This is a genomic window from Vibrio sp. Vb1166, from assembly GCF_033338695.1.
In the GTDB taxonomy this organism is placed as follows: domain Bacteria; phylum Pseudomonadota; class Gammaproteobacteria; order Enterobacterales; family Vibrionaceae; genus Vibrio; species Vibrio alginolyticus.
The window spans coordinates 35,600-57,103 of the sequence record NZ_JAWOTE010000025.1 but is presented as its reverse complement, the minus strand read 5'-3'; the positions used below and the strand labels follow the sequence as shown (position 1 = coordinate 57,103).

Below are 21,504 nucleotides of genomic sequence, written 5' to 3'. Positions count from 1 at the left end.
TTAAAATACAAAACGCCCGATGAAGTACATCGAGCGTTTTAGTTAAAAAGTGTCAACCCATATCAGGACGGGTCATTGATGTATTTACCCTTGTTGGGTGTGCTGGCACTTACGGTTGGCACATTGCAATTTCACACCACTGGCGAGTTTCTTCTCCACCAACAAAGTAAAACCACATTCTTCGCATCGCCCCTTGACCGGAGCAAGGTTCACAGCAAATTTGCATTTAGGGTAGTTATCACACGCGTAGAATGTTTTGCCAAATCGGGTTTTACGCTCAACCAAATGTCCTTTGCCACATTCAGGGCAAGCGTGTTGCTCTTGTGACTGCGCCTCTGGCTCTGGTTGATTAATCGACTCAATATGATGACAAGCCGGGTAATGGCTACAACCAACGAACATACCGTAGCGCCCTTGGCGGAGAACCAACTCATTGCCACACTCAGGACAAGGCACACCCAACTCTTTCACGATGTGACCATCATTGCTGTGTAGCGGTTTAATGTAATCACAGCTTGGGTAATGGTTACAGCCGAGAAATGGGCCATGTTTTCCGTGCTTGAGAGTCAGCTCACCACCACATTTTGGACACGGCTCGTGCTCCAAAGCGTGTTCATGGGCAGAGAAAAGGGTGTTGTCGATTTTACTACTCATACTTACCGTTTCGTGAAAAACACACAAAAAGACAAGCTCGCGTTTATTCTGGCTAAACTCGAACTTGCCCAGATGGTTAGTGAAGAATCCCTTGTTCCTTGGTGTACAACAGCTCTTCCATTAGCGTGTAAGCGTTTTCGTTGCCAGGCACATTAAACAGCACCATCAGAATGATCCATTTGAGGTCTTCAAGCTCAAACTCACTCGTTTCTAATCCCATCACTCGGTCAATCACCATTTCGCGAGTTTCTGTGGTTAACACATTGATTTGCTCGAGAAACAATAGAAATCCTCGGCATTCCAAATCTAAACGCTGCATCTCTTTCGCTGTGTAGATACGAGTTGATGACGAAGCCATGCAAGTCGAGATTGCAGAAGAGGTGTCACTTTGCTGCAATGCGGCAAGCTCTTCTAACCAGACAAGGGCTTTGTAGATATCTTTTTGTTGGAAGCCTGCACGGAGCAATTCTTCTTCCAACTCGTCTTGTTCGACCTGTAACTCTGCATCGCTATGGATGTAGGTTTCGAATAGATACATCAGTATATCCATCATCATAGCTAGCCCCTCCCCTTTCGAATATAGCCACCTGAAACCGCAACGACATGCCCAGAGAGTTCTAACTCTAAGAGCTGCATCATGACTTCTTGGACAGGTATATTGGTCCTGTTTGCAAGAATATCAACCGGTGTAGCTTCACTTCCTACGTTAGCTAACAGCTGAGGAAATGGCAATTCTTCTTCATCATTTAACGTAGAAAATAAATCGGTACTCTGATTAATAGACCAATCAAGCAAGGACTGTATTTCATCTAAGACATCTTTCGTCTTTTCTACGAGGCAAGCGCCATGACGTATCAACTGGTTTCCACCGCAGGCATTGGGGGCATTGATTGACGCTGGCAGCGCAAATACTTCTCGACCTTGCTCAAGCGCGTAACGAGCTGTAATTAACGAGCCGCTCTTTTTCGCCGCCTCGACGACCAGTACACCAAGCGATAATCCACTAATAATACGATTACGACGCGGGAAGTTTTCTGGGCGCGGCTTGGCATTAGGCCGAAACTCAGACACCAAAGCCCCGTGTTCAATAACACGTTGCGCTAAACTACGATGACGTGCTGGATAAATATTTGCTAAACCAGATCCTAGCACCGCAATCGTCTTACCACCCGCTTGCAACGCACCATCATGCGCATGACCATCAATGCCTAAAGCGAGACCACTGGTGACAATAAAATCGTGCTGAACAAACTCTGCAGCAAACTGACGTGCATGCTGTAATCCATCAATACTCGCATTTCGACTGCCAACCATCGCGATTTGTGGCTGAGAGAGACAAGTAGGGTTTCCTTGAACAAAAAGTAGAGGTGGCGGTGCAACGATTTGTTTGAGTTGAGGTGGATAACGCGGGTCAGTCAGTGTCAGGATATGATGATTTGTAGAAGCCTCAAGCCAGCTTAAACAAGCATCGACTTCTTTATCTGTTGAAGCCCAAGCTTGAATTTGCTTAGTTGTTAACCCAAGTTGTTGTAGCTGTTCAGGAGAGAAGTTTACGATGTTACGTGGCGTGTCTCTTGCCAGTAGCTTGTTCATTTTGACGCCGCCAATGCCTGGTAAACAACTCAGTTTTAACCAGGCAGCGAGATCATCGTTATTTCGTCGATTCATCGATGGTTAATTCGTCCGCCAACGGTGACACCACCGAAATATCTTGGTTAATGGGTTTCGTACTGTTAGTGATCAGTGCCAAGCTAAAGTACTCATAAGGACGAATGACCAGCAACTCACCAACTTTGCTTTGAGGCAAAGTGATTTTCTTATCAAGCACGCCAAACTCTTTCTTGAACTCATCGCCGTCTTTGTAAACTGGGTGCGCGTCTTCTTTTAAATCAAACACACTGCCTTGCTTCAGATTGTCTGACGTGCCTTTATCAATCACCACGACTTGGTTAGTTGAACTAAAGCGAATACCTTCGATATTACCTAGCAACTTTGCAGAACTGCCTTGTGGCGACGGCAGCGGATAGAACGTAGTCGTGAAGTCAGTATTCTCAACCGATTGATTTGGCAACGCGATATCGTTACGTAGGATTTCTTGCATTTGCGATGTAAGCTTCAAACCTGAATAATCACTCGAAGCTTCAACGAGCTCGCCTTTGGCAATCAAACGCAGCGCGGTAATCTCTTCGGACACATCGTCACGCGAAAAGGTAGCTACTGGTCGGTAAATAGCCCAACCTGTCGCGGTCTGATTGCCATTGATATACAGCACATCTTCTGCAGTCAGATACTTACTGCCTTTGCTGCTACCCATCACTTTTGCTGCTCTGTTCAACGAATCTTTATCTAGCAACCGATCCGATTTAAGGTAAGGCATCACCAAACCTTCCGCGACCGTTGGTACGGCTTTCTTTTCTGTGATGCGAGCTTTCGGGCTCAGCTTCTTAACCGGTTTTAGGCTCAACACGGGCTGACCGTTAATCCACACCAAAGACAGCTTGTCACCGGGATAAATTAAATGAGGGTTATCGATTTCCGGGTTTACTTGCCATAAACGAGGCCACAACCACGGGCTATCTAAGTACATGGCCGAAATATCCCATAGCGTATCGCCCTTCACAACTACATATGTTTGTGGCGCATCATCTTTAACAGTCAGTGGGTTCGCATCCACATTTGCTACAGCGTTGAAAGAGAAAAGTAACGGCAACGTAACACTGGCAACGTTGCGGAAAATTCGATTCATGACCCTCGTCCTTGGTCTATTAAGCAGGAACCAGAATGGAAATTGGTGCAAGGATGCTGTCATTTAGGCTATAAAATGTCTAGAATTGAGCCAACAAGGTTTGTGCTGTTTCGGCACAGTTCAATATTTCGAGTGAATATGTCTGTATTACAAGTATTAACATTCCCGGATGATCGCCTGCGCACAGTCGCAAAGCCTGTTGAAGCGGTGACACCTGAGATTCAAAAAATCGTCGATGACATGATTGAAACCATGTACGACGAAGAAGGTATTGGCCTTGCTGCAACGCAGGTTGATATCCACAAACGTATCGTAGTGATTGATATTTCAGAAACTCGCGATGAGCCGATGGTGCTAATCAACCCTGAGATTCTGGAAAAGCGTGGCGAAGATGGCATCGAAGAAGGCTGTCTGTCGGTACCAGGTGCACGCGCACTTGTGCCTCGCGCTGCAGAAGTTACCGTTAAAGCACTGGATCGTGATGGCAAAGAGTTCACCTTTGAAGCCGACGACCTGCTAGCGATTTGTGTTCAACACGAGCTTGATCACCTACAAGGTAAGCTGTTCGTGGATTACCTATCGCCACTGAAACGCAAACGCATTCAGGACAAGCTAGCAAAAATCAAACGCTTTAACGAGAAGCAGCAAAACGCTTAATCTCGAACCATACCAATTAGAAGGAAGTCTACCTTGAGTCAGTCTTTACGAATTGTCTTTGCAGGTACTCCGGATTTCGCCGCCCGTCACTTGGCGGCGTTGTTGTCTTCGGAGCATGAAGTCATCGCGGTTTACACAAACCCAGATCGTCCAGCGGGTCGTGGCAAAAAAATGGCTGCGCCACCGGTAAAACAACTGGCGCTAGAACACAATATCCCGGTTTACCAACCTGAAAGCTTTAAGTCCGACGAAGCCAAACAAGAACTTGCCGATCTGAACGCCGACCTCATGGTTGTCGTGGCGTACGGTATGCTGCTGCCACAAGCGGTTCTTGATACCCCTAAACTGGGTTGTATCAACGTACATGGTTCTATCCTACCTCGTTGGCGTGGTGCGGCTCCAATCCAACGCTCTATTTGGGCGGGCGATGCAGAAACTGGCGTGACCATCATGCAGATGGACATCGGTCTCGACACTGGTGATATGCTGAAGATTGCAACTCTGCCAATCGAAGCGACAGATACCAGCGCTTCAATGTACGAAAAATTGGCTGAGCTTGGCCCAGAAGCCCTGATTGACTGCCTAGCAGACATTGCTGCGGGTAAAGCAGTGCCAGTGAAGCAAGACGATGAGCTCGCGAACTACGCGAAAAAGCTCAGCAAAGAAGAAGCACGCATCAACTGGAACGACGATGCGGCGCACATTGAGCGCTGCGTTCGTGCATTTAACCCATGGCCAATGAGCCACTTTGAGGCGGCAGAAAACAGCATCAAAGTATGGCAAAGCCGTGTGGCAGAGCAAACCAGTGACAAGCCAGCCGGCACCATCGTACAAGCAGATAAAACCGGTATTTATGTTGCGACAGGCAACGGCGTACTGGTGCTAGAGCAACTGCAAGTTCCTGGCAAAAAAGCCATGTCAGTTCAGGATATTCTGAATTCGCGTGCGGCTTGGTTTGAAGTTGGCACTCTGCTGGTTTAAGCCATACTAGGGGTTATTATCCCCAATTATACGAACTTTTAGAGGGCAGAGATGCCCTCCTTTACTTTAAGGTACTCATCATGAATGTTCGCGCTGCGGCTGCTAACGTCCTGTATCTTGTCGTCGACAAGGGCCACTCACTTTCAAGCGCTCTTCCAGCGGCTCAACAAACGGTACGACCTCGTGACCACGCTCTGTTACAAGAGATCTGTTACGGTGCGCTACGTTACCTACCTCGCCTAGAAATGATCGCAAACCAATTGATGGATAAGCCGCTAAAAGGCAAACAACGTGTATTCCATCACCTAATTCTGGTTGGTATTTACCAACTGAGCTTCATGCGCATTCCTGCGCACGCAGCTGTCGGTGAAACGGTTGAAGGCACTAAAGAGCTGAAAGGTCCTCGTCTGCGTGGTTTGATTAACGCTGTATTGCGTAACTACCAGCGCAACCAAGAAGAACTCGACCAAATGGCCGTCAGCAACAACGCTGGCAAGTACGGTCACCCAAGCTGGTTACTAAAACTGCTGCAAGAGGCCTACCCACAGCAATGGGAAAGCATAGTTGAAGCGAACAACCAAAAAGCACCAATGTGGCTCCGTGTAAATCACCAACACCACACTCGAAATGAATACCTTGCGCTGCTCAAAAATGAAAACATTGATAGCACGCCACACACAGAAGCAATGGACGCCATAAAATTGGCCGCGCCATGTGACGTGATGAAGCTACCTGGTTTTGAAAAAGGTTGGGTTTCGGTCCAAGATGCGGCGGCGCAGCTCTCGATCAACTACCTAAAACCACAAGACGGCGAACTGATTTTAGATTGCTGTGCAGCGCCAGGTGGCAAGACGGCGCACATTCTAGAGCGCACGTCAGGCAGTGAAGTGGTCGCGATTGACTGCGACGACACACGCTTGAAACGTGTGCATGAAAACCTGAAGCGTCTCAACCTTCAGGCAAAAGTGGTTTGCGGTGATGCGCGTAATCCACAAGAATGGTGGCAAGGCGAGCAATTTGATCGCATTTTGCTGGATGCCCCATGTTCTGCGACTGGCGTGATTCGTCGTCACCCAGACATCAAATGGCTACGTCGTGCAGACGACATCGCCGCATTAGCAGAGCTGCAAAGTGAAATTTTTGATGCCATGTGGACGCAACTGAAGCCCGGCGGCACAATGGTTTACGCGACTTGTTCAATCACACCGCAAGAAAACGTGGAGCAAGTAAAAGCGTTTTTAGCACGTACCGCGGATGCGCAACTGCTGGATTCTGATCCCGACCAGCCTGGTCGTCAAATTCTACCAGGCGAAGAAGATATGGATGGTTTCTACTACGCAGTGCTAACTAAAACACACGCGTAACAGCATGCTAAATAGGGCGATTGAAGCGATTTCAATCGCCTTTTTCAGATACGAGAAAAGAGTATGAAGATCATTATTCTTGGTGCAGGTCAGGTTGGCGGCACACTGGCAGAAAACCTAGTGGGTGAAAACAACGACATCACCATCGTCGACAATAATGCCGACCGACTGCGTGAATTGCAGGACAAATACGACCTACGTGTGGTCAATGGCCATGCGAGCCATCCAGACGTGCTACACGAAGCTGGCGCGCAAGACGCCGATATGCTCGTCGCAGTAACCAACACTGATGAAACCAACATGGCCGCCTGTCAGGTCGCGTTCACTCTATTCAATACCCCAAACCGCGTTGCGCGTATTCGCTCTCCAGAATACTTGGCAGAAAAAGAAGCCCTGTTTAAATCTGGCGCCATTCCTGTTGATCACCTTATCGCACCAGAAGAACTCGTCACGAGCTACATCGAACGTCTGATCCAATACCCAGGCGCGCTGCAAGTGGTGAGCTTTGCTGAACAGAAAGTCAGCCTAGTGGCGGTGAAAGCCTACTATGGTGGCCCGCTGGTGGGTAATGCGTTGTCTGCTTTGCGTGAGCACATGCCGCACATTGATACCCGTGTGGCGGCGATTTTCCGTCAAGGCCGTCCGATTCGCCCACAAGGTACCACCATCATTGAAGCCGACGATGAAGTGTTCTTCGTCGCCGCAAGCAACCACATTCGCTCAGTGATGAGTGAGCTTCAGCGCCTAGAAAAACCGTACCGCCGCATCATGATTGTTGGCGGGGGTAACATCGGCGCAAGCTTGGCAAAACGCCTAGAGCAAACTTACAGCGTGAAGCTGATTGAGCGTAACTACCAGCGTGCAGAAAAGCTCTCTGAGCAACTAGAAAACACCATCGTGTTCTGCGGTGATGCGGCAGACCAAGAGCTTCTCTCGGAAGAGAACATCGACCAAGTCGACGTCTTCATCGCGCTGACCAACGAAGATGAAACCAACATCATGTCTGCAATGTTGGCAAAACGCATGGGCGCCAAAAAAGTGATGGTGCTGATCCAACGTGGCGCTTATGTAGACCTGGTACAAGGCGGCGTAATTGATGTAGCAATCTCACCTCAGCAAGCCACTATTTCAGCCTTGCTAACGCACGTTCGTCGCGCTGATATCGTAAACGTGTCCTCACTTCGCCGCGGTGCTGCGGAAGCGATTGAAGCCGTCGCTCACGGTGATGAAAGTACATCTAAAGTGGTTGGACGTGCAATTGGAGATATAAAACTTCCACCTGGGACCACCATTGGTGCTATCGTTCGTGGCGAAGAAGTTCTTATTGCCCACGACCGTACGGTCATCGAGCAGGATGACCATGTGGTGATGTTCCTGGTCAACAAAAAATACGTATCAGACGTCGAAGCGCTATTCCAGCCGAGTCCATTCTTCCTCTAGGATTTTCCTATGGTCAACTTACGTCCCGTACTGTTTGTTATCGGGCTAGTTTTATCCAAACTGGCCCTGTTTATGTACGTGCCGACTTTGGTCGCTTTCTTTACCGGTACGGGGGGATTCCTCGATTTCGCCCAAGCCGTTGTGATCACGCACCTTGCCGCCTTCATCTGCCTAACGATAGGTCGAACCGCCAAGTTCAAACTCAGCGTACGCGATATGTTCCTCATCACCAGTTTGGTTTGGACCATCGCGAGTGCGTTTGCCGCCTTGCCATTTGTGTTTATCAACCACATCAGCTTCACCGACGCCTACTTCGAAACGATGTCGGGTATCACCACGACGGGCTCAACGGTGCTCAGTGGCCTAGACAACATGGCGCCGAGCATCTTGCTATGGCGCTCTATTTTACAGTGGCTTGGTGGCATTGGTTTTATCGTGATGGCGGTAGCAGTGTTACCTATGCTGAATGTCGGTGGTATGAAGCTATTCCAAACCGAATCATCAGATTGGTCGGATAAAAGTAGTCCAAGAGCGAAAACGGTCGCCAAAAACATCGTAGCGGTTTATTTAATGCTAACGGGCTTATGTATTTTGGGCTACTTGGTCACTGGCATGAACCTGTTCGAAGCAATCAACCATGCCTTTACTACGCTATCGACGGGTGGATACTCTACATCTGATGGGTCAATGAACCACTTCTCTAATGGCGCACACTGGGTGGCCACTACCTTTATGTTCTTAGGTGGTTTGCCGTTTTTGCTCTTTATCGCCGCGTTACGTAAACGCCGTATTGATGTGTTGGTTAACGACGCTCAAGTTAGAGGATTTGCGTACCTGTTCGTATTCTCAAGCTTAGTGATTTCAGCTTGGTTAGTGATTCGAGATGGGTACACCATTTTGGATGCCCTGCGAGTGTCGATGTTTAATATTGTCTCTGTCGTCACCACAACTGGCTTTGGCTTAGAAGACTTCACCGCATGGGGCGCATTACCCACCACTCTTTTCGCATTCTTAATGATGGCGGGGGCATGCTCAGGATCAACGTCTGGCGGGATCAAAATCTTCCGCTTCCAAATTGCAATGACGCTGCTAAACAAACAAATGATGAAGTTGATTCACCCTTCAGGGGTGTTTGTACAGCGTTATAACCAGCGACCGGTGAATGATGATATTGTTCGCTCAGTGGTGGCATTTGGCTTGATGTTTTTTATCACTATTATCTTTATCGCGGGTTGTTTAAGTGCACTAGGCCTCGACCCTGTGACCAGTATTTCTGGCTCAATCACCGCCGTTGCCAATGTTGGCCCTGGTATGGGCAGTGTGATTGGCCCAACAGGCAACTTCGCGCCTCTGCCCGATACTGCCAAATGGCTCTTAAGCTTTGGGATGTTAATGGGCCGCTTGGAAATTCTGACTATTCTTGTACTGTTCTTTCCTGCGTTTTGGCGCCGCTAAGCAGACTCTAATTAAAAGGTATAACAATGAAAACATGGATTACTCTGGCGACCCTACTTGCCGCCTCATCCACATACGCCGCCGAGGTCATCACTTTAGCTGATGGTCGAGAAGTGAAGTTGAACGATGACTTTACCTGGGAATACGTCATGAAAAAACCGGCGCAGCAAGCGACGGAGACACAAACAACAGCAAGCGTAGTTGAAACAATCGCAGCTCCTGCGATTGCGACAATTCCAGTGGTAACGAAAACCGTTGGCACGACCGTGGTGGTAAACGCCAAAAAGCCAACCATGCAGCTATCAGATTCAGGTGTGGATGTATTGATTGGTTCAGCAAGCTATCAAAGCGGTGAGCTTATTTTACCTACATCAATCACTAACCAAAGCTCTCAATCTGTCATTCAAGTGGAAGTTGAGGTGCAAGTGTTTGATATGTCTGGTCAGCAACTGGCAAAAGAAAACGTGACGGTTTGGCAATCCATCAAGCGCATGGCGGATACCTACCTGCGACCACAGCAAGCGGAACAAGGTAAGAGCATTAAATTGGCTGTACCGCAATCACAGCAATACCAGTTTTCTGCCAAAGTGCTAGAGGTAAAAACTCGCTAATACGTGTTTAATATTCTTTGTTGAGCCTATCGGCTAGATAGGCTCAACAAAGTAATAAATCGCAAAGAAATGGCACACGCAGCCAGCCAAAACAAAGCCGTGCCAAATCGCATGGTTAAAGGGAATGCGCTTCGCGACGTAGAAAATTACCCCTAGTGAATACACAATTCCACCAGCAGCAAGCAGTGTAAGTCCGCCGACATCCAAGTTAATAGCTAATTGATAAATCACAATCAACGATAACCATCCCATCACCAAGTACGTCATCAAAGAAAGCTTTTTAAATCGATAGACGAACGCAACTTTCATGATGATGCCGATCAACGCAATGCTCCAAATAACGATCATCAACCCAAATGCTAGAGGTGTTCTTAAGCTGACTAACAAGAAAGGGGTATAGCTGCCTGCTATCAAAAGATAAATAGCACAGTGGTCGAAGGTTTTTAGCCAACGTTTCGCTTTGGGATAAGGGATCGCATGATAGAGCGTCGAGGCCAAAAATAGCACGATAATACTCGCACCATAAATCGCCATACTGGTAAGCGTTAAAGTGTCAGCTTGATGGTCTATGGCTTTAACTAACAGCAGTATCAAGCCAACAATACCAAAAATCATCCCTATACCGTGGGTGATGGTATTGGCCAGTTCTTCACGTTGACTGTATTGAGGTTTCTGCAGCTCGGACATCAATGCGCCTATACTAGAGTTTGAAATTTGCTCTAGTATGGCACATTAGGCTTACACGTGTAAGCTTAAATTAAGACTCATGAACGGCAGTAGTTTGATCGAGATAATTGAGTACCAGTTCGCCAACTTGATCTGGCTTAGTCGTGGCAGGGATGGTCAGCTCTCGCTTGAGTTTGCCACTACCCAGTAAGCTCGCGAGCATGCCACCTTGCCCCTTGCGTGTGCGGTCAACTTCAAACCATAACTTGAGTTCTTGCTCACTTCGGTGGGCAACAAATTCTAATTCGCGCCACACGCCGTGGTAAGGTCCGTCGGTTGGCACCAGTTCAAACTCTTGCACAAATGGTAGATCGAATCCTTTCACTTCCTCGCATTCCACCTGGCGAATTCGTAAACCTTGCGCTTCAAATGCAGATAGTACCGCATCCATCAGTGGATCAGGTCGAACGGTGAGGATGTCTTTATCAGTCGGATCCAAAGCAGCAGCAACGTCTAAGCCGGTTTCTAACCATACTTTGGCATCACCAATGGTGACAGGCGTGTTCCAAGGCACATCGAGCTTAACATCGAAGGTACGCTCTTCGCCGGAATGGATGGTAAATGCGTAAGGGAGACTCCACTTAGCAAGCACATGAGTTTGAGGTACTCGGCGCATGCTGTGTCCTTCTCGCGCACCACGGTCATCAGGGGCTTCGGCGATGTAGCGGCAACAGAGTTTTAAATCAATGTTGTCGATCGCTTGTTCAGTCGCACCACCATATACATGGATTGACACATCCACACTTTGACCTGGGTATAGCACGTCTTGGTTTAAGATTGAGTCGACCTTCGCGCTCCCAATCCCAAAACTGGCAAGTGTCTTCTTCAAAAATGACATAGGCACCTCCTTCATCGAGATCTCATACTACTACTGCTGATCGTGGGATCAAACAAAAATTGCCTCGAACATCGCGACAAAATGACAAAATCTAAACAATTCAATTGCTCAACTATCGACCAATTATTACAAGGATGCTAATCTTACACTTGATATGCATGCATATCGGTATTCCTGACTCATTAACTGGATTGGCGAGAGCCAGAAGAGTGATTCTTCAATCTTGTTGGAGCCTAGCTCATAATGATTCAGGCCATTACATCGGCAATGGATATGCCTGACAGTTAGGTAAATTAATGCGCCCAACAACAGTCAGGTTCGCACACACTAATACTAGTGCAATGCGCCGCCGCAGTGGCTTTACTACTGCACCAAAGGCAAAGCAAGTTGCGCCAGCAATGACATTGGTTGAGAAGACAGCAATGATGTCGAGTGTTCCGGCCAAAGTTATCAAAGCAGCTTAATCAAAAGCGCGGCGCCAGCTGCGCTTTTTTCTTTGCACGCGACTCATAAAGCTTCAAAGACTTAGAACGAACTACAGTGAAAGAGATAGTTTTTCCTATTTGGTCTTCGCAAAGCAATTTGGTACCTTTACTGCTAATTACACCTATAAATTCTGTGGAGAAAGAAATGAAGTGTCATCGCATTGAAGAGCTGCTTGAGCTACTAGAGCCTGAATGGCATAAAGATCAAGAGCTGAATCTATTGCAGTTCATCGTTAAGCTAGCAAAAGAAGCAGGCTATGAAGGAAAGCTAGAAGATCTGACCGACGATGTACTGATCTACCACCTTAAAATGCGTAATAGCAGCAAAGATGAAATGATCCCTGGACTCAAAAAAGACCAAGAGGACGATTTTAAAACGGCGATCCTACGCGCTCGTGGCATCATCAAATAACCAGCTCAACAGCCAGTATTCTTTAAGCGACTCTCTCTGTGAGTCGCTTTTTTATAACCAAAGTTTTTAGTCCCACAATTGGTTATAACTGTTCAGCCAATTATCAGGTTAACTGTACTGATTTTTGTTGTTAAACATTGACTGCGTTAAAGAAACGGAATTGTTATTGATTGTATAATCGCCGTTCATCAGTATTTACTAAAATAATTATGTTCGGTCATCTTTATGACGGAACGAGCAGCAATGTCATCGAGCGACATCAATAGAAATGACGCCGTACATTATAAAAGCCTAAGAAGGATGAGTGCATGAGTCAGGACAAGATCGATATCAAAGATGTGACTCCTAAAACCTATAATCCCAAAACCCATAAAGGAAACGGGGATCGGTTCAACCCAAGTAATCGCATCTATGTACGCGAAAGCAAAGGGACTTACCAGAAACTGCGTCGTTACGGTGGTTGGTTTTTACTGCTTCTCTTCGCTTTGATACCGTGGATCCCTTACGGTGAACGTCAAGCGATCTTGCTTGATATTGGCAACCAGCAGTTCAACTTTTTCGGTACCACGTTGTACCCACAAGATCTTACCCTACTCGCCTTGCTGTTTGTGATCGCGGCGTTTGGGTTGTTCTTTATTACCACCTTCTTAGGTCGAGTTTGGTGTGGCTACCTCTGCCCACAAACCGTCTGGACCTTCATGTATATCTGGTTTGAAGAGAAGCTCGAAGGTAGTGCCAATAAACGCCGTAAACAAGACTCCAATAAGCTGACGGCGAATTTAGCGATGCGTAAAACCGTCAAACATATAGCTTGGTTTGCCATTGCACTCGCCACTGGTTTTACTTTTGTTGGCTACTTCGTGCCAATGAAGCAATTGGTTATCGACTTTTTCACCTTTAACGCCAACTTCTGGCCCGTCTTTTGGGTAATGTTCTTTGCCATTTGTACCTATGGTAATGCTGGTTGGATGCGTTCCATCATGTGTATTCACATGTGTCCTTACGCGCGCTTCCAGTCTGCCATGTTTGATAAAGACACCTTCATCGTTGGCTACGATGCAAAACGTGGGGAAAAACGTGGCCCACGTCCGCGTAAAGCCGATCCAAAGCAACTTGGTTTGGGTGATTGTATTGATTGTGATTTGTGTGTGCAGGTGTGCCCAACAGGTATCGATATTCGTGACGGCTTGCAGTATGAATGTATCAACTGTGGCGCCTGTATTGATGCGTGTGATAACACCATGGATCGCATGGGCTACGAGAAAGGCTTAATTAGTTACACCACCGAGCATCGCTTATCGGGTAAGAGTACCAAAGTCATGCGTCCGAAGCTGTTAGGCTATGGTGCCGTACTACTCGTCATGGTCGGTCTTTTCTTTGCCCAAATTGCAGCGGTAGACCCAGCCGGCATGAGTGTTATTCGCGACCGTAACCAACTGTTCCGCGTTAATGGCTCGGGAGAAGTAGAAAACACCTACACCCTCAAGGTGATCAACAAAACTCAGCAAGTGCAAGAGTACTCGTTGGATGTTGAAGGGCTATCCGATGTAAGCTGGTATGGTAAGCAGACAATTCAGGTCCAGCCAGGTGAGGTATTGAACCTGCCAATGAGTCTTGGTGCCGATCCTGACAAGCTAAACTCTGCGATTACGACAATTCAGTTTATACTCACCGATAAGAGCAACGAATTCACTATTGAAGTAGAAAGCCGTTTTATTAAAAAACTATAGCGCTACTTCAGTGACTAACGGAAAAAGGCTCAGTAATGAGCCTTTTTGTTTATATGTCCCAAAGTATGTTTAACTTTGACGCCCTTACCCCAGACTTTATGTGGTACGCGTTAGAAAGCATCGGCGTTCGCGCAGAATCAGGCTTTCTTCCCCTCAATAGCTACGAAAACCGTGTTTATCAATTCACTGACGAAGAGCGTCGTCGTTATGTCGTCAAGTTTTACCGTCCTGAACGTTGGAGCAATGAACAGATCCAAGAGGAGCACGACTTTACTTTAGAGCTGATTGGCAATGAGATCCCCGTCGCACCACCTGTGCGCATCAACGGTGAAACCCTGCATCACTATCAAGGCTATGCTTTTGCGCTGTTTGATAGCGTGGGTGGTCGCCAATACGAGGTTGACAATTTAGATCAGCTCGAAGGTGTAGGGCGTTTCCTTGGCCGCATCCATAAAGTCGGCAGCCGCCAAGCCTTCCAACATCGCCCTACGATCGGCTTACAAGAATACCTGTATCAACCAAGAGAGATTCTGCAAAACGCCAATATGATTCCAATGCACTTGGAGAACAGCTTCTTCAATGACTTGGATATGCTGATCAAATCAATTGAAAGCCACTGGCAAGAAGGCTTCAATATCATTCGTTTGCATGGCGATTGCCACCCAGGCAATATTTTGTGGCGAGATGGCCCTATGTTTGTTGATTTGGATGACGCTCGTAACGGCCCTGCAGTACAAGACTTATGGATGCTATTGAACGGTGAACGCCAAGACAAACTGATGCAGTTGGATATTGTTTTAGAGGCTTACCAAGAGTTTTGCGACTTTAATCCTGCAGAATTGAAACTAATCGAGCCACTTCGCGGTCTACGAATGGTGCACTATATGGCATGGCTAGCAAAACGTTGGCATGACCCTGCATTTCCTCTCGCTTTTCCATGGTTTAATGAGCCAAAATACTGGGAAGGTCAGGTCCTTGCATTTAAAGAGCAGATCGCCGCTTTAGAAGAAGCACCGCTGTCTTTAATGCCTCAATGGTAAGTCAGGCCAAAAATTCAAAAATGGAGATATTTCGATGAAAAAACTGTTCGCACTGTTTTCTATGCTGATGTTAAGCCTGTCGGCACATGCAGCGCAATTCAAAGAAGGTGAACATTACAAAGTATTGGATCTTGAGGCATCAAAAAAACCTCTTGTGACGGAGTTTTTCTCTTTCTACTGCCCGCACTGCAATAGCTTTGAACCAGTTATCCAGCAACTGAAAAAGCAGTTGCCAGAAGGTACTAAGCTATTAAAAAACCACGTTTCTTTCATGGGTGGCAACATGGGCCCATCAATGAGCAAAGCCTACGCAACGATGGTTGCACTAAAAGTGGAAGACAAAATGGTGCCAGTGATGTTTAACCGCATCCACAATCTAAAGAAGGCGCCACGTAATGATGAAGAACTTCGTCAAATCTTCCTTGATGAAGGTGTAGACGCGAAGAAATTCGACTCTGCATTCAAAGGCTTTGCGGTTGATTCCATGGTTCGCCGTATGGACAAGCAATTTGAAAACAGCGGTCTAACCGGCGTTCCTGCGGTTATCGTTAACAACAAATACCTAGTTCAAGCACAAAGCATCAAAACGATGGATGAGTACTTCTCTCTGGTGAACTACTTGCTGACACTAAAATAAGCACATCGATATCAATCAAAAGGGGAGCACATCGCTCCCCTTTTGTTTACTTGTAAATCTCTTGTAGTAACCGATCTTTTTCTTGCCACACATCACTCAGCCATTGCTGAAATTGCCGCTTATAGGGCTTATCGTTGAAGTAATCACCAAGCACTCTTTCATCAACGGGTAACACATTTACACGCACAACCACCTTGCTCATGCGGCCCATCAATAAATCCTTGAACGGTTTATGCGTATTTTCTGGGTACGCCAACGTCACGTCGATAATGCTCTCGAACTGTTCCCCCATCGCCGCTAACGTGTACGCAATCCCGCCCGATTTTGGTTGCAGCAAATATTGATAGTTTGCTTTACTCTTACGCTGCTTTTCTTCGGTAAATCGGGTTCCTTCGACATAGTTAACCACTGTGGTTGGAGTGTGTTTGAACTTAGCGCACGAGCGACGTGTCGTCTCTAAATCTTGACCTCGCTTATGAGGATTGCGGATCAGATACTCTCGCGAATAGCGACGCATAAATGGCATGTCGAGCGCCCAACACGCCATCCCGATGAAAGGCACATACAGCAGTTGTTGCTTGAGGAAAAACTTCGGCATGGGAATACGGTCTTTAAACACGCAGCAAAGCACAACAATATCGGTCCAACTGAGATGGTTACTGATCAGCAGATACCACCCGTCTTTTTTAAGCGCTTCACCGCCCTGAACATCCCACTCAACACGGTTAGATACCGCCAGAATGCACGCATTAACGGTAGCCCATAACCACATCACCTTATTGGCACAAACGGTCGCTATCGCTTTTAGCTTTACGCCAGGAAGCAATATTTTAAATACAGCGATAACACAAATTGCGAGTGAACAAACCGCAGAATTGAGAATCACAAAAGAAGCGTTAAAAAAAAATAACAAATATGCCAACATGATAGTCAAACAACAGTGATAATGTGTGAAGAATAAAACAGCGTGTAATTATACTGCGCCTTTGCCACATTGGAACATGCGTGGAAATGGTCAGATTTGTTACCGCAACCAATATGTGCACCACTCATTCGACAACAAGGAGATAACGAATGAAACCAAGGCTACTTCTCTTGCCTTTGGCCTTTGTCGTCAGTTCTGCTCAGGCTCAACTCGCTGAAACCGCGGGTTTTGGCGGTGAAATTTCGCTGAATGCCGGATTCATATCATCAGAATCCAATTTCAATACAGAAAATAGTAACACCATCGATTCTCTCGATAAGCGTGCCGATAGTGACAGTTCCGTTATCGCTGCACCGCTAGGGAGTGTGACATACACCTTTGGTAGCCGACTCAACCACCAAGTTTACGCCGGTACCACACGCTCAGATGTCGCGGTAGGTACACTCGCTTTTCAGTTGGGCTATCAACACGAGCTACAATCTGGCACCGTGCTCGATGTTTCCTATCTGCCGACGGTACTCAAAGGCGAAACTTGGCGCAACCCTTATCAAGTAGGAACCGCACGTAAAGAGACGGATGTTGACGGCAATGCGTATCGCTTTCAGATCAAAGGGTTAATTGATAAGAACTTCAACCTTGATCTTGCTTATGCTGATAAAGACATCGAGCAGGAGGAAGTGACAGACCGCTCACTTGCTCGCGATGCTAACCTTTACTATGTCAAAGGCGACTATCGCATTCCACTCAACCAAACGTCTATGTTGCAACCCGCTTTCACCTACATCAATCAAGATGCCGACGGTAAGGCGGAGTCATTTGATTCGTACGGATTTGACATTAGCTGGTTTAAATTTATCAATCGCCATCGATTGGCCCTCACCGCGGGTTATGCATGGAAAGACTATCAAGCCGCTAGCCAAACTTTTGCTAAAACACGAAATGACGACACCATTAGCCTATTTGCGGCCTACGAATATCAAAACGTATTTGACTGGCAAGACTGGTCGTTCATTTCTTTAGCCGGCTATAGCCAAACTGACTCGAATATCACGTTTTATGAGGAGAAAGAGTACCTATTGTCGCTTGGTCTCAACTACACCTTCTAACGTCCTTCATCGCAACAAGGCGCTCACAACACTTGTTGCGATGACATTTTGCATGTCTCTATACCGCTTGCGCCGTAAGCTGTTTCAGCAAACGGTCCATCGCTCGATACCCAAGTGCTTCAGCCAAGTGCGTTCGTTCAATTTGCTCCGCCCCATCCAGATCGGCGATTGTTCGCGCCACTTTGATAATACGATGATACGCACGAATCGAGAGTCCTAAACGGTGCAAAGCGGTTTCAAGAAACTCAGCATCACTCTTGTGCAAGGGACAAAACGCCTCAATTTCTCGACTACCTAGCAGTGCATTGACCTTACCACTGCGGTTTAGCATATTGTTACGCGCATGGCTCACACGCGCTTTTACGATAGCAGTCGGCTCACCGCGATCACCACCTTCTGCTAATGTCCCTTTGGGCAAAGCTGGGATTTCTAAAGACATATCAAAGCGATCTAACAGTGGTCCAGATAATCGACCAAGGTAGCGCAAAATAGCTTGTGGATTGGTGCGCGCTTGATTGCCTTCGTAATATCCTGTCGGGCTTGGGTTCAAGGCTCCAACTAATTGGAAGCGAGCCGGAAAGCGTGTTTTACCTTGCGCTCGAGAGATAATGATCTCGCCAGATTCGAGCGGTTCGCGTAACGAGTCTAGAACTTTACGATCAAATTCGGGCATTTCATCGAGAAACAATAACCCGTTGTGGGCTAAAGAGATCTCCCCTGGTCTGGGTACCGAACCACCGCCGACTAATGCCGCCATTGAACTTGAATGGTGCGGAGAACGAAACGGACGCGACTTCCAGTTATGCTCATTAATTTCACTCTGAGTCAACGATGCCACCGAAGCGGTTTCCATTGCTTCTTCGTCACTCATTTCCGGTAATAAGTCACACAAACGCGAAGCCAACATCGTTTTTCCAGTACCTGGCGGGCCAAGGAAAAGTAAGTTGTGGTTTCCAGCGGCAGCAATCTCCAGTGCTCGCTTACCTTGTTGTTGGCCAATAATATCTTGTAAGTCTCGACCATGTTTTTCGATCGTTTTTCGCTTAGGCGTTTGAAAAAGATTCAGTCGATGTTGACCACAAAGCTCGGCACATACTTCCAGTAATGATTGGGCCGATTTATGTTGTTCCTTCCCCACCAGCGCCGCCTGATCGCCATTCACATGTGGGACGACCAAATGACGTTGAATCTTACTGGCTTCCAGCGCAGCAGGCAGCACACCTTTTACAGGTCTTAGACCACCAGATAGCGCTAACTCACCAACAAATTCGTAGTTTTTGAGCTTATCTGTCGCGATTTGCTCCGAAGCGGCCAAAATCCCCAATGCTATAGGAAGATCAAAACGTCCTCCCTCCTTGGGTAGATCTGCCGGAGCCAAGTTCACGGTGATCCGCTTAGCAGGAAATTGAAAGTTAGAATTAATGATCGCACTGCGTACGCGATCTTTGGACTCTTTTACCGTTGTCTCTGGCAAGCCTACTAAGGTAAACCCTGGCATGCCGTTGCTGATATGAACTTCTACACTAACCGATGGCGCTTGCACCCCGACGCTTGCTCGACTATGAATGATTGCCAGCCCCATACGTTCCTCAATTTTTTTGAACACTCTGTAAACAAATGTTTTATCTAGTTGGTTATGTTATATACCGCGTCCCAATTGAGAGTTAATGTGAAAAAAGAATGACTTTTTGCTTGTCATGCAGCGGAATTGTGTGATACCACTAATGACGCAAACAATTTCGTAGAACATTACACAACATTTTTTAACGAAAAAAGAACGACAGACAGATGAACCTTTTCGCTCATATCAACGCACTGCTAGCCCTGATTATCGTGGTCATTATTGGCACCGCGCGGGGTATTGTGGGCGAAAGGTAACCACAAATTACAAAAAACCCCCGCACTGAAAAGTCCGGGGGTTTTTTTACAACTACAAGTTGTCATCTGTCTAACCCTCGGACAGTTTAACGGGAAGAATGGGAGTGCACATGAAGTGCAATAAATATGGCAATCGCTACGAGCCACAACGTAGCAAAGGAGGTTTACGATGACTGGTGCACAACTTGTCGTAGCCGCTTTAAGACAGCAAGGCATCGAAACCGTTTTTGGCTACCCCGGCGGGGCCATCATGCCAATCTATGATGCTTTGTATGACGGTGGGGTGGAACACATCCTATGCCGTCACGAGCAAGGGGCCGCTATGGCAGCTATCGGGATGGCTCGTTCCACTCAAAACGTTGCTGTGTGCATGGCAACTTCCGGCCCAGGAGCCACTAACCTTGTTACCGGCCTTGCCGACGCTTTCCTTGACTCCGTACCTCTAGTTGCCATCACAGGCCAGGTTGCTAGCTCTCATATCGGTACCGATGCATTCCAAGAAATGGATGTGATCGGAATGTCCCTAGCCTGTACTAAGCACAGCTATCTCGTGACCGAAATTGAAGATCTAGCTCCGACACTTGCCGAAGCCTTTGAGGTCGCAAAAACCGGTCGTCCGGGTCCAGTCATTGTCGATATCGCCAAAGACGTTCAACTCGCTCAAGCACCCACAGACCTTCTTCCTCCATACATAGCACCAGCAATCGAAGATGTCAGCGCTGAAGATATCAAACGTGCGCAAGATGTCCTGGCAGCATCTACTCGCCCAGTGTTGTATGTTGGTGGTGGCGTGCAACTTGCGAAAGCAACCGATGCAGTACGCGAATTTCTTCGCTTAAACCCAATGCCTGCAGTTAGCACATTAAAAGGTCTCGGTACCATTGAACGCCATGATCCTCACTATCTTGGTATGTTGGGTATGCACGGTACCAAAGCCGCCAACCTAGTGGTTCAAGAAGCCGATCTATTGATTGTGGTTGGCGCGCGTTTTGATGACCGTGTGACGGGTAAGCTCGACACGTTTGCACCAAATGCGAAAGTGATTCACATCGACATTGATGCTGCGGAGATTCATAAACTTCGCCACGCCAACGCACCATTGCGTGGCGACATCAACACCATTCTTCCTCAGCTAGAGCTGACTCAAGATATATCACCGTGGGTTCATCACAGTGAAAGTCTGCGCAGCGGCTTTAAGTGGCGTTACGACCACCCAGGCGAGTTAATCTACGCACCGCTATTGCTTAAACAACTGTCTGACATGATGCCAGATAGCTCAATTGTCTCGACCGACGTCGGTCAGCATCAGATGTGGGCAGCGCAACATATCCAGCCACGCGAACCACAAAATTTTATCACTTCTGCTGGCCTTGGCACCATGGGCTTTGGCTTGCCAGCAGCGATGGGTGCTGCAGTCGCACGTCCTGATGATCAGTCTATCCTTATTACAGGTGACGGTTCATTTATGATGAACGTTCAGGAATTGGGCACGCTGAAGCGTCGTCAGATTCCAGTGAAGATTGTCCTTCTTAATAACCAACGTCTTGGCATGGTTCGCCAATGGCAGTCATTATTCTTTGACGGTCGCCACAGTGAAACCATTCTTGATGACAACCCAGATTTCGTGATGTTAGCAAAAGCGTTCGATATCCCGGGCAAAACCATCACCAAGAAAGAAGAAGTCGAACCTGCTCTCAAAGAGATGCTAGCGAGTGAAACTTCTTACATGCTTCACGTTTTGATTGATGAAGAAGAAAACGTGTGGCCATTGGTGCCACCTGGCGCATCAAACAGTGATATGTTGGAAAATACATAGGAG

At 47.2% G+C, this 21,504-nt stretch carries 21 protein-coding genes; 13 read left to right on the top strand and 8 right to left on the bottom strand.

The genetic code is table 11. From position 1 onward, the window contains the following. Nucleotides 1-84 precede the first annotated feature (84 nt). The 4 genes from R7E51_RS19710 to R7E51_RS19695 form a co-directional block, all read right to left on the bottom strand. Nucleotides 85-654 (bottom strand): DNA topoisomerase family protein, encoded by a 570-nt coding sequence (locus tag R7E51_RS19710; RefSeq protein WP_017821580.1) that lies wholly within the window; start codon nucleotides 652-654, stop codon nucleotides 85-87. 76 nt (nucleotides 655-730) lie between these two features. Beyond that, nucleotides 731-1,210, bottom strand: a complete 480-nt coding sequence (locus tag R7E51_RS19705; protein ID WP_005379074.1) for a DUF494 family protein — start codon at nucleotides 1,208-1,210, stop codon at nucleotides 731-733. A gap of 2 nt (nucleotides 1,211-1,212) precedes the next feature. Beyond that, nucleotides 1,213-2,322, bottom strand: coding sequence for a DNA-processing protein DprA (dprA, locus tag R7E51_RS19700; RefSeq protein ID WP_017821579.1), 1,110 nt, complete (start codon nucleotides 2,320-2,322; stop codon nucleotides 1,213-1,215). Continuing rightward, nucleotides 2,306-3,400, bottom strand: a complete 1,095-nt coding sequence (locus R7E51_RS19695; protein WP_017821578.1) for a LysM peptidoglycan-binding domain-containing protein — start codon at nucleotides 3,398-3,400, stop codon at nucleotides 2,306-2,308. The genes dprA and R7E51_RS19695 overlap by 17 nt, the downstream gene beginning before the upstream one ends. A gap of 138 nt (nucleotides 3,401-3,538) precedes the next feature. Between R7E51_RS19695 and def the strand changes: the two genes are divergently transcribed. From def to R7E51_RS19665, 6 genes are all read left to right on the top strand, one after another. After that, nucleotides 3,539-4,057 (top strand): peptide deformylase, encoded by a 519-nt coding sequence (gene def / locus R7E51_RS19690; protein ID WP_005379068.1) that lies wholly within the window; start codon nucleotides 3,539-3,541, stop codon nucleotides 4,055-4,057. Nucleotides 4,058-4,090: 33 nt separating this feature from the next. Continuing rightward, on the top strand, nucleotides 4,091-5,038 hold the full coding sequence (fmt, locus tag R7E51_RS19685) for a methionyl-tRNA formyltransferase (RefSeq protein WP_054579447.1): 948 nt from the start codon (nucleotides 4,091-4,093) through the stop codon (nucleotides 5,036-5,038). A gap of 80 nt (nucleotides 5,039-5,118) precedes the next feature. Beyond that, on the top strand, nucleotides 5,119-6,402 hold the full coding sequence (gene rsmB, locus R7E51_RS19680; RefSeq protein WP_206949716.1) for a 16S rRNA (cytosine(967)-C(5))-methyltransferase RsmB: 1,284 nt from the start codon (nucleotides 5,119-5,121) through the stop codon (nucleotides 6,400-6,402). Between the two features lie 63 nt (nucleotides 6,403-6,465). Then, entirely contained in the window at nucleotides 6,466-7,842 is a 1,377-nt protein-coding gene (gene trkA, locus R7E51_RS19675) for a Trk system potassium transporter TrkA (RefSeq protein ID WP_005379062.1), read from the top strand. A gap of 9 nt (nucleotides 7,843-7,851) precedes the next feature. Further along, a complete protein-coding gene (locus R7E51_RS19670; protein WP_005386656.1) occupies nucleotides 7,852-9,297 on the top strand; it encodes a TrkH family potassium uptake protein in 1,446 nt (481 codons plus the stop codon). 26 nt (nucleotides 9,298-9,323) lie between these two features. Beyond that, nucleotides 9,324-9,908 (top strand): DUF3157 family protein, encoded by a 585-nt coding sequence (locus tag R7E51_RS19665; protein ID WP_005379050.1) that lies wholly within the window; start codon nucleotides 9,324-9,326, stop codon nucleotides 9,906-9,908. A gap of 33 nt (nucleotides 9,909-9,941) precedes the next feature. Here R7E51_RS19665 and trhA read toward each other — a convergent pair whose 3' ends face one another. Both trhA and R7E51_RS19655 read right to left on the bottom strand, forming a co-directional pair. Continuing rightward, nucleotides 9,942-10,595, bottom strand: a complete 654-nt coding sequence (gene trhA, locus R7E51_RS19660; RefSeq protein ID WP_005386658.1) for a PAQR family membrane homeostasis protein TrhA — start codon at nucleotides 10,593-10,595, stop codon at nucleotides 9,942-9,944. Nucleotides 10,596-10,665: 70 nt separating this feature from the next. After that, on the bottom strand, nucleotides 10,666-11,472 hold the full coding sequence (locus tag R7E51_RS19655) for a sporulation protein (protein ID WP_005379045.1): 807 nt from the start codon (nucleotides 11,470-11,472) through the stop codon (nucleotides 10,666-10,668). Between the two features lie 296 nt (nucleotides 11,473-11,768). On the opposite strand from R7E51_RS19655, the gene R7E51_RS19650 reads away from it, so the two are divergent. The 5 genes from R7E51_RS19650 (at nucleotide 11,769) to R7E51_RS19630 (ending at nucleotide 15,776) form a co-directional block, all read left to right on the top strand. Further along, nucleotides 11,769-11,936, top strand: coding sequence for a hypothetical protein (locus R7E51_RS19650; RefSeq protein WP_005379043.1), 168 nt, complete (start codon nucleotides 11,769-11,771; stop codon nucleotides 11,934-11,936). Between the two features lie 166 nt (nucleotides 11,937-12,102). Then, nucleotides 12,103-12,369: a YihD family protein gene (locus R7E51_RS19645; RefSeq protein WP_017821571.1), complete on the top strand. Its 267-nt coding sequence runs from the start codon at nucleotides 12,103-12,105 to the stop codon at nucleotides 12,367-12,369. A 308-nt stretch (nucleotides 12,370-12,677) separates the two neighbouring features. Further along, the gene (gene ccoG, locus R7E51_RS19640) at nucleotides 12,678-14,099 is read left to right on the top strand and encodes a cytochrome c oxidase accessory protein CcoG (protein WP_017821570.1); all 1,422 of its coding nucleotides are present in this window, start codon (nucleotides 12,678-12,680) and stop codon (nucleotides 14,097-14,099) included. Between the two features lie 53 nt (nucleotides 14,100-14,152). Beyond that, entirely contained in the window at nucleotides 14,153-15,139 is a 987-nt protein-coding gene (locus R7E51_RS19635) for a serine/threonine protein kinase (RefSeq protein WP_031777274.1), read from the top strand. Nucleotides 15,140-15,173: 34 nt separating this feature from the next. Next, complete coding sequence (locus R7E51_RS19630; protein ID WP_005379036.1) at nucleotides 15,174-15,776, top strand: thiol:disulfide interchange protein DsbA/DsbL; 603 nt, start codon at nucleotides 15,174-15,176, stop codon at nucleotides 15,774-15,776. Between the two features lie 46 nt (nucleotides 15,777-15,822). Here the strand turns inward: R7E51_RS19630 and R7E51_RS19625 are convergent, their stop codons facing one another. Beyond that, nucleotides 15,823-16,701 (bottom strand): acyltransferase, encoded by an 879-nt coding sequence (locus R7E51_RS19625; protein WP_017821568.1) that lies wholly within the window; start codon nucleotides 16,699-16,701, stop codon nucleotides 15,823-15,825. 149 nt (nucleotides 16,702-16,850) lie between these two features. On the opposite strand from R7E51_RS19625, the gene R7E51_RS19620 reads away from it, so the two are divergent. Beyond that, nucleotides 16,851-17,807 (top strand): DUF2860 domain-containing protein, encoded by a 957-nt coding sequence (locus R7E51_RS19620; RefSeq protein ID WP_005379034.1) that lies wholly within the window; start codon nucleotides 16,851-16,853, stop codon nucleotides 17,805-17,807. A gap of 58 nt (nucleotides 17,808-17,865) precedes the next feature. Here R7E51_RS19620 and R7E51_RS19615 read toward each other — a convergent pair whose 3' ends face one another. Further along, nucleotides 17,866-19,389, bottom strand: coding sequence for a YifB family Mg chelatase-like AAA ATPase (locus R7E51_RS19615; protein ID WP_005383862.1), 1,524 nt, complete (start codon nucleotides 19,387-19,389; stop codon nucleotides 17,866-17,868). A gap of 465 nt (nucleotides 19,390-19,854) precedes the next feature. Between R7E51_RS19615 and ilvG the strand changes: the two genes are divergently transcribed. Next, entirely contained in the window at nucleotides 19,855-21,501 is a 1,647-nt protein-coding gene (gene ilvG / locus R7E51_RS19610; protein WP_017821567.1) for an acetolactate synthase 2 catalytic subunit, read from the top strand. The last annotated feature ends 3 nt before the right edge of the window (nucleotides 21,502-21,504 follow it).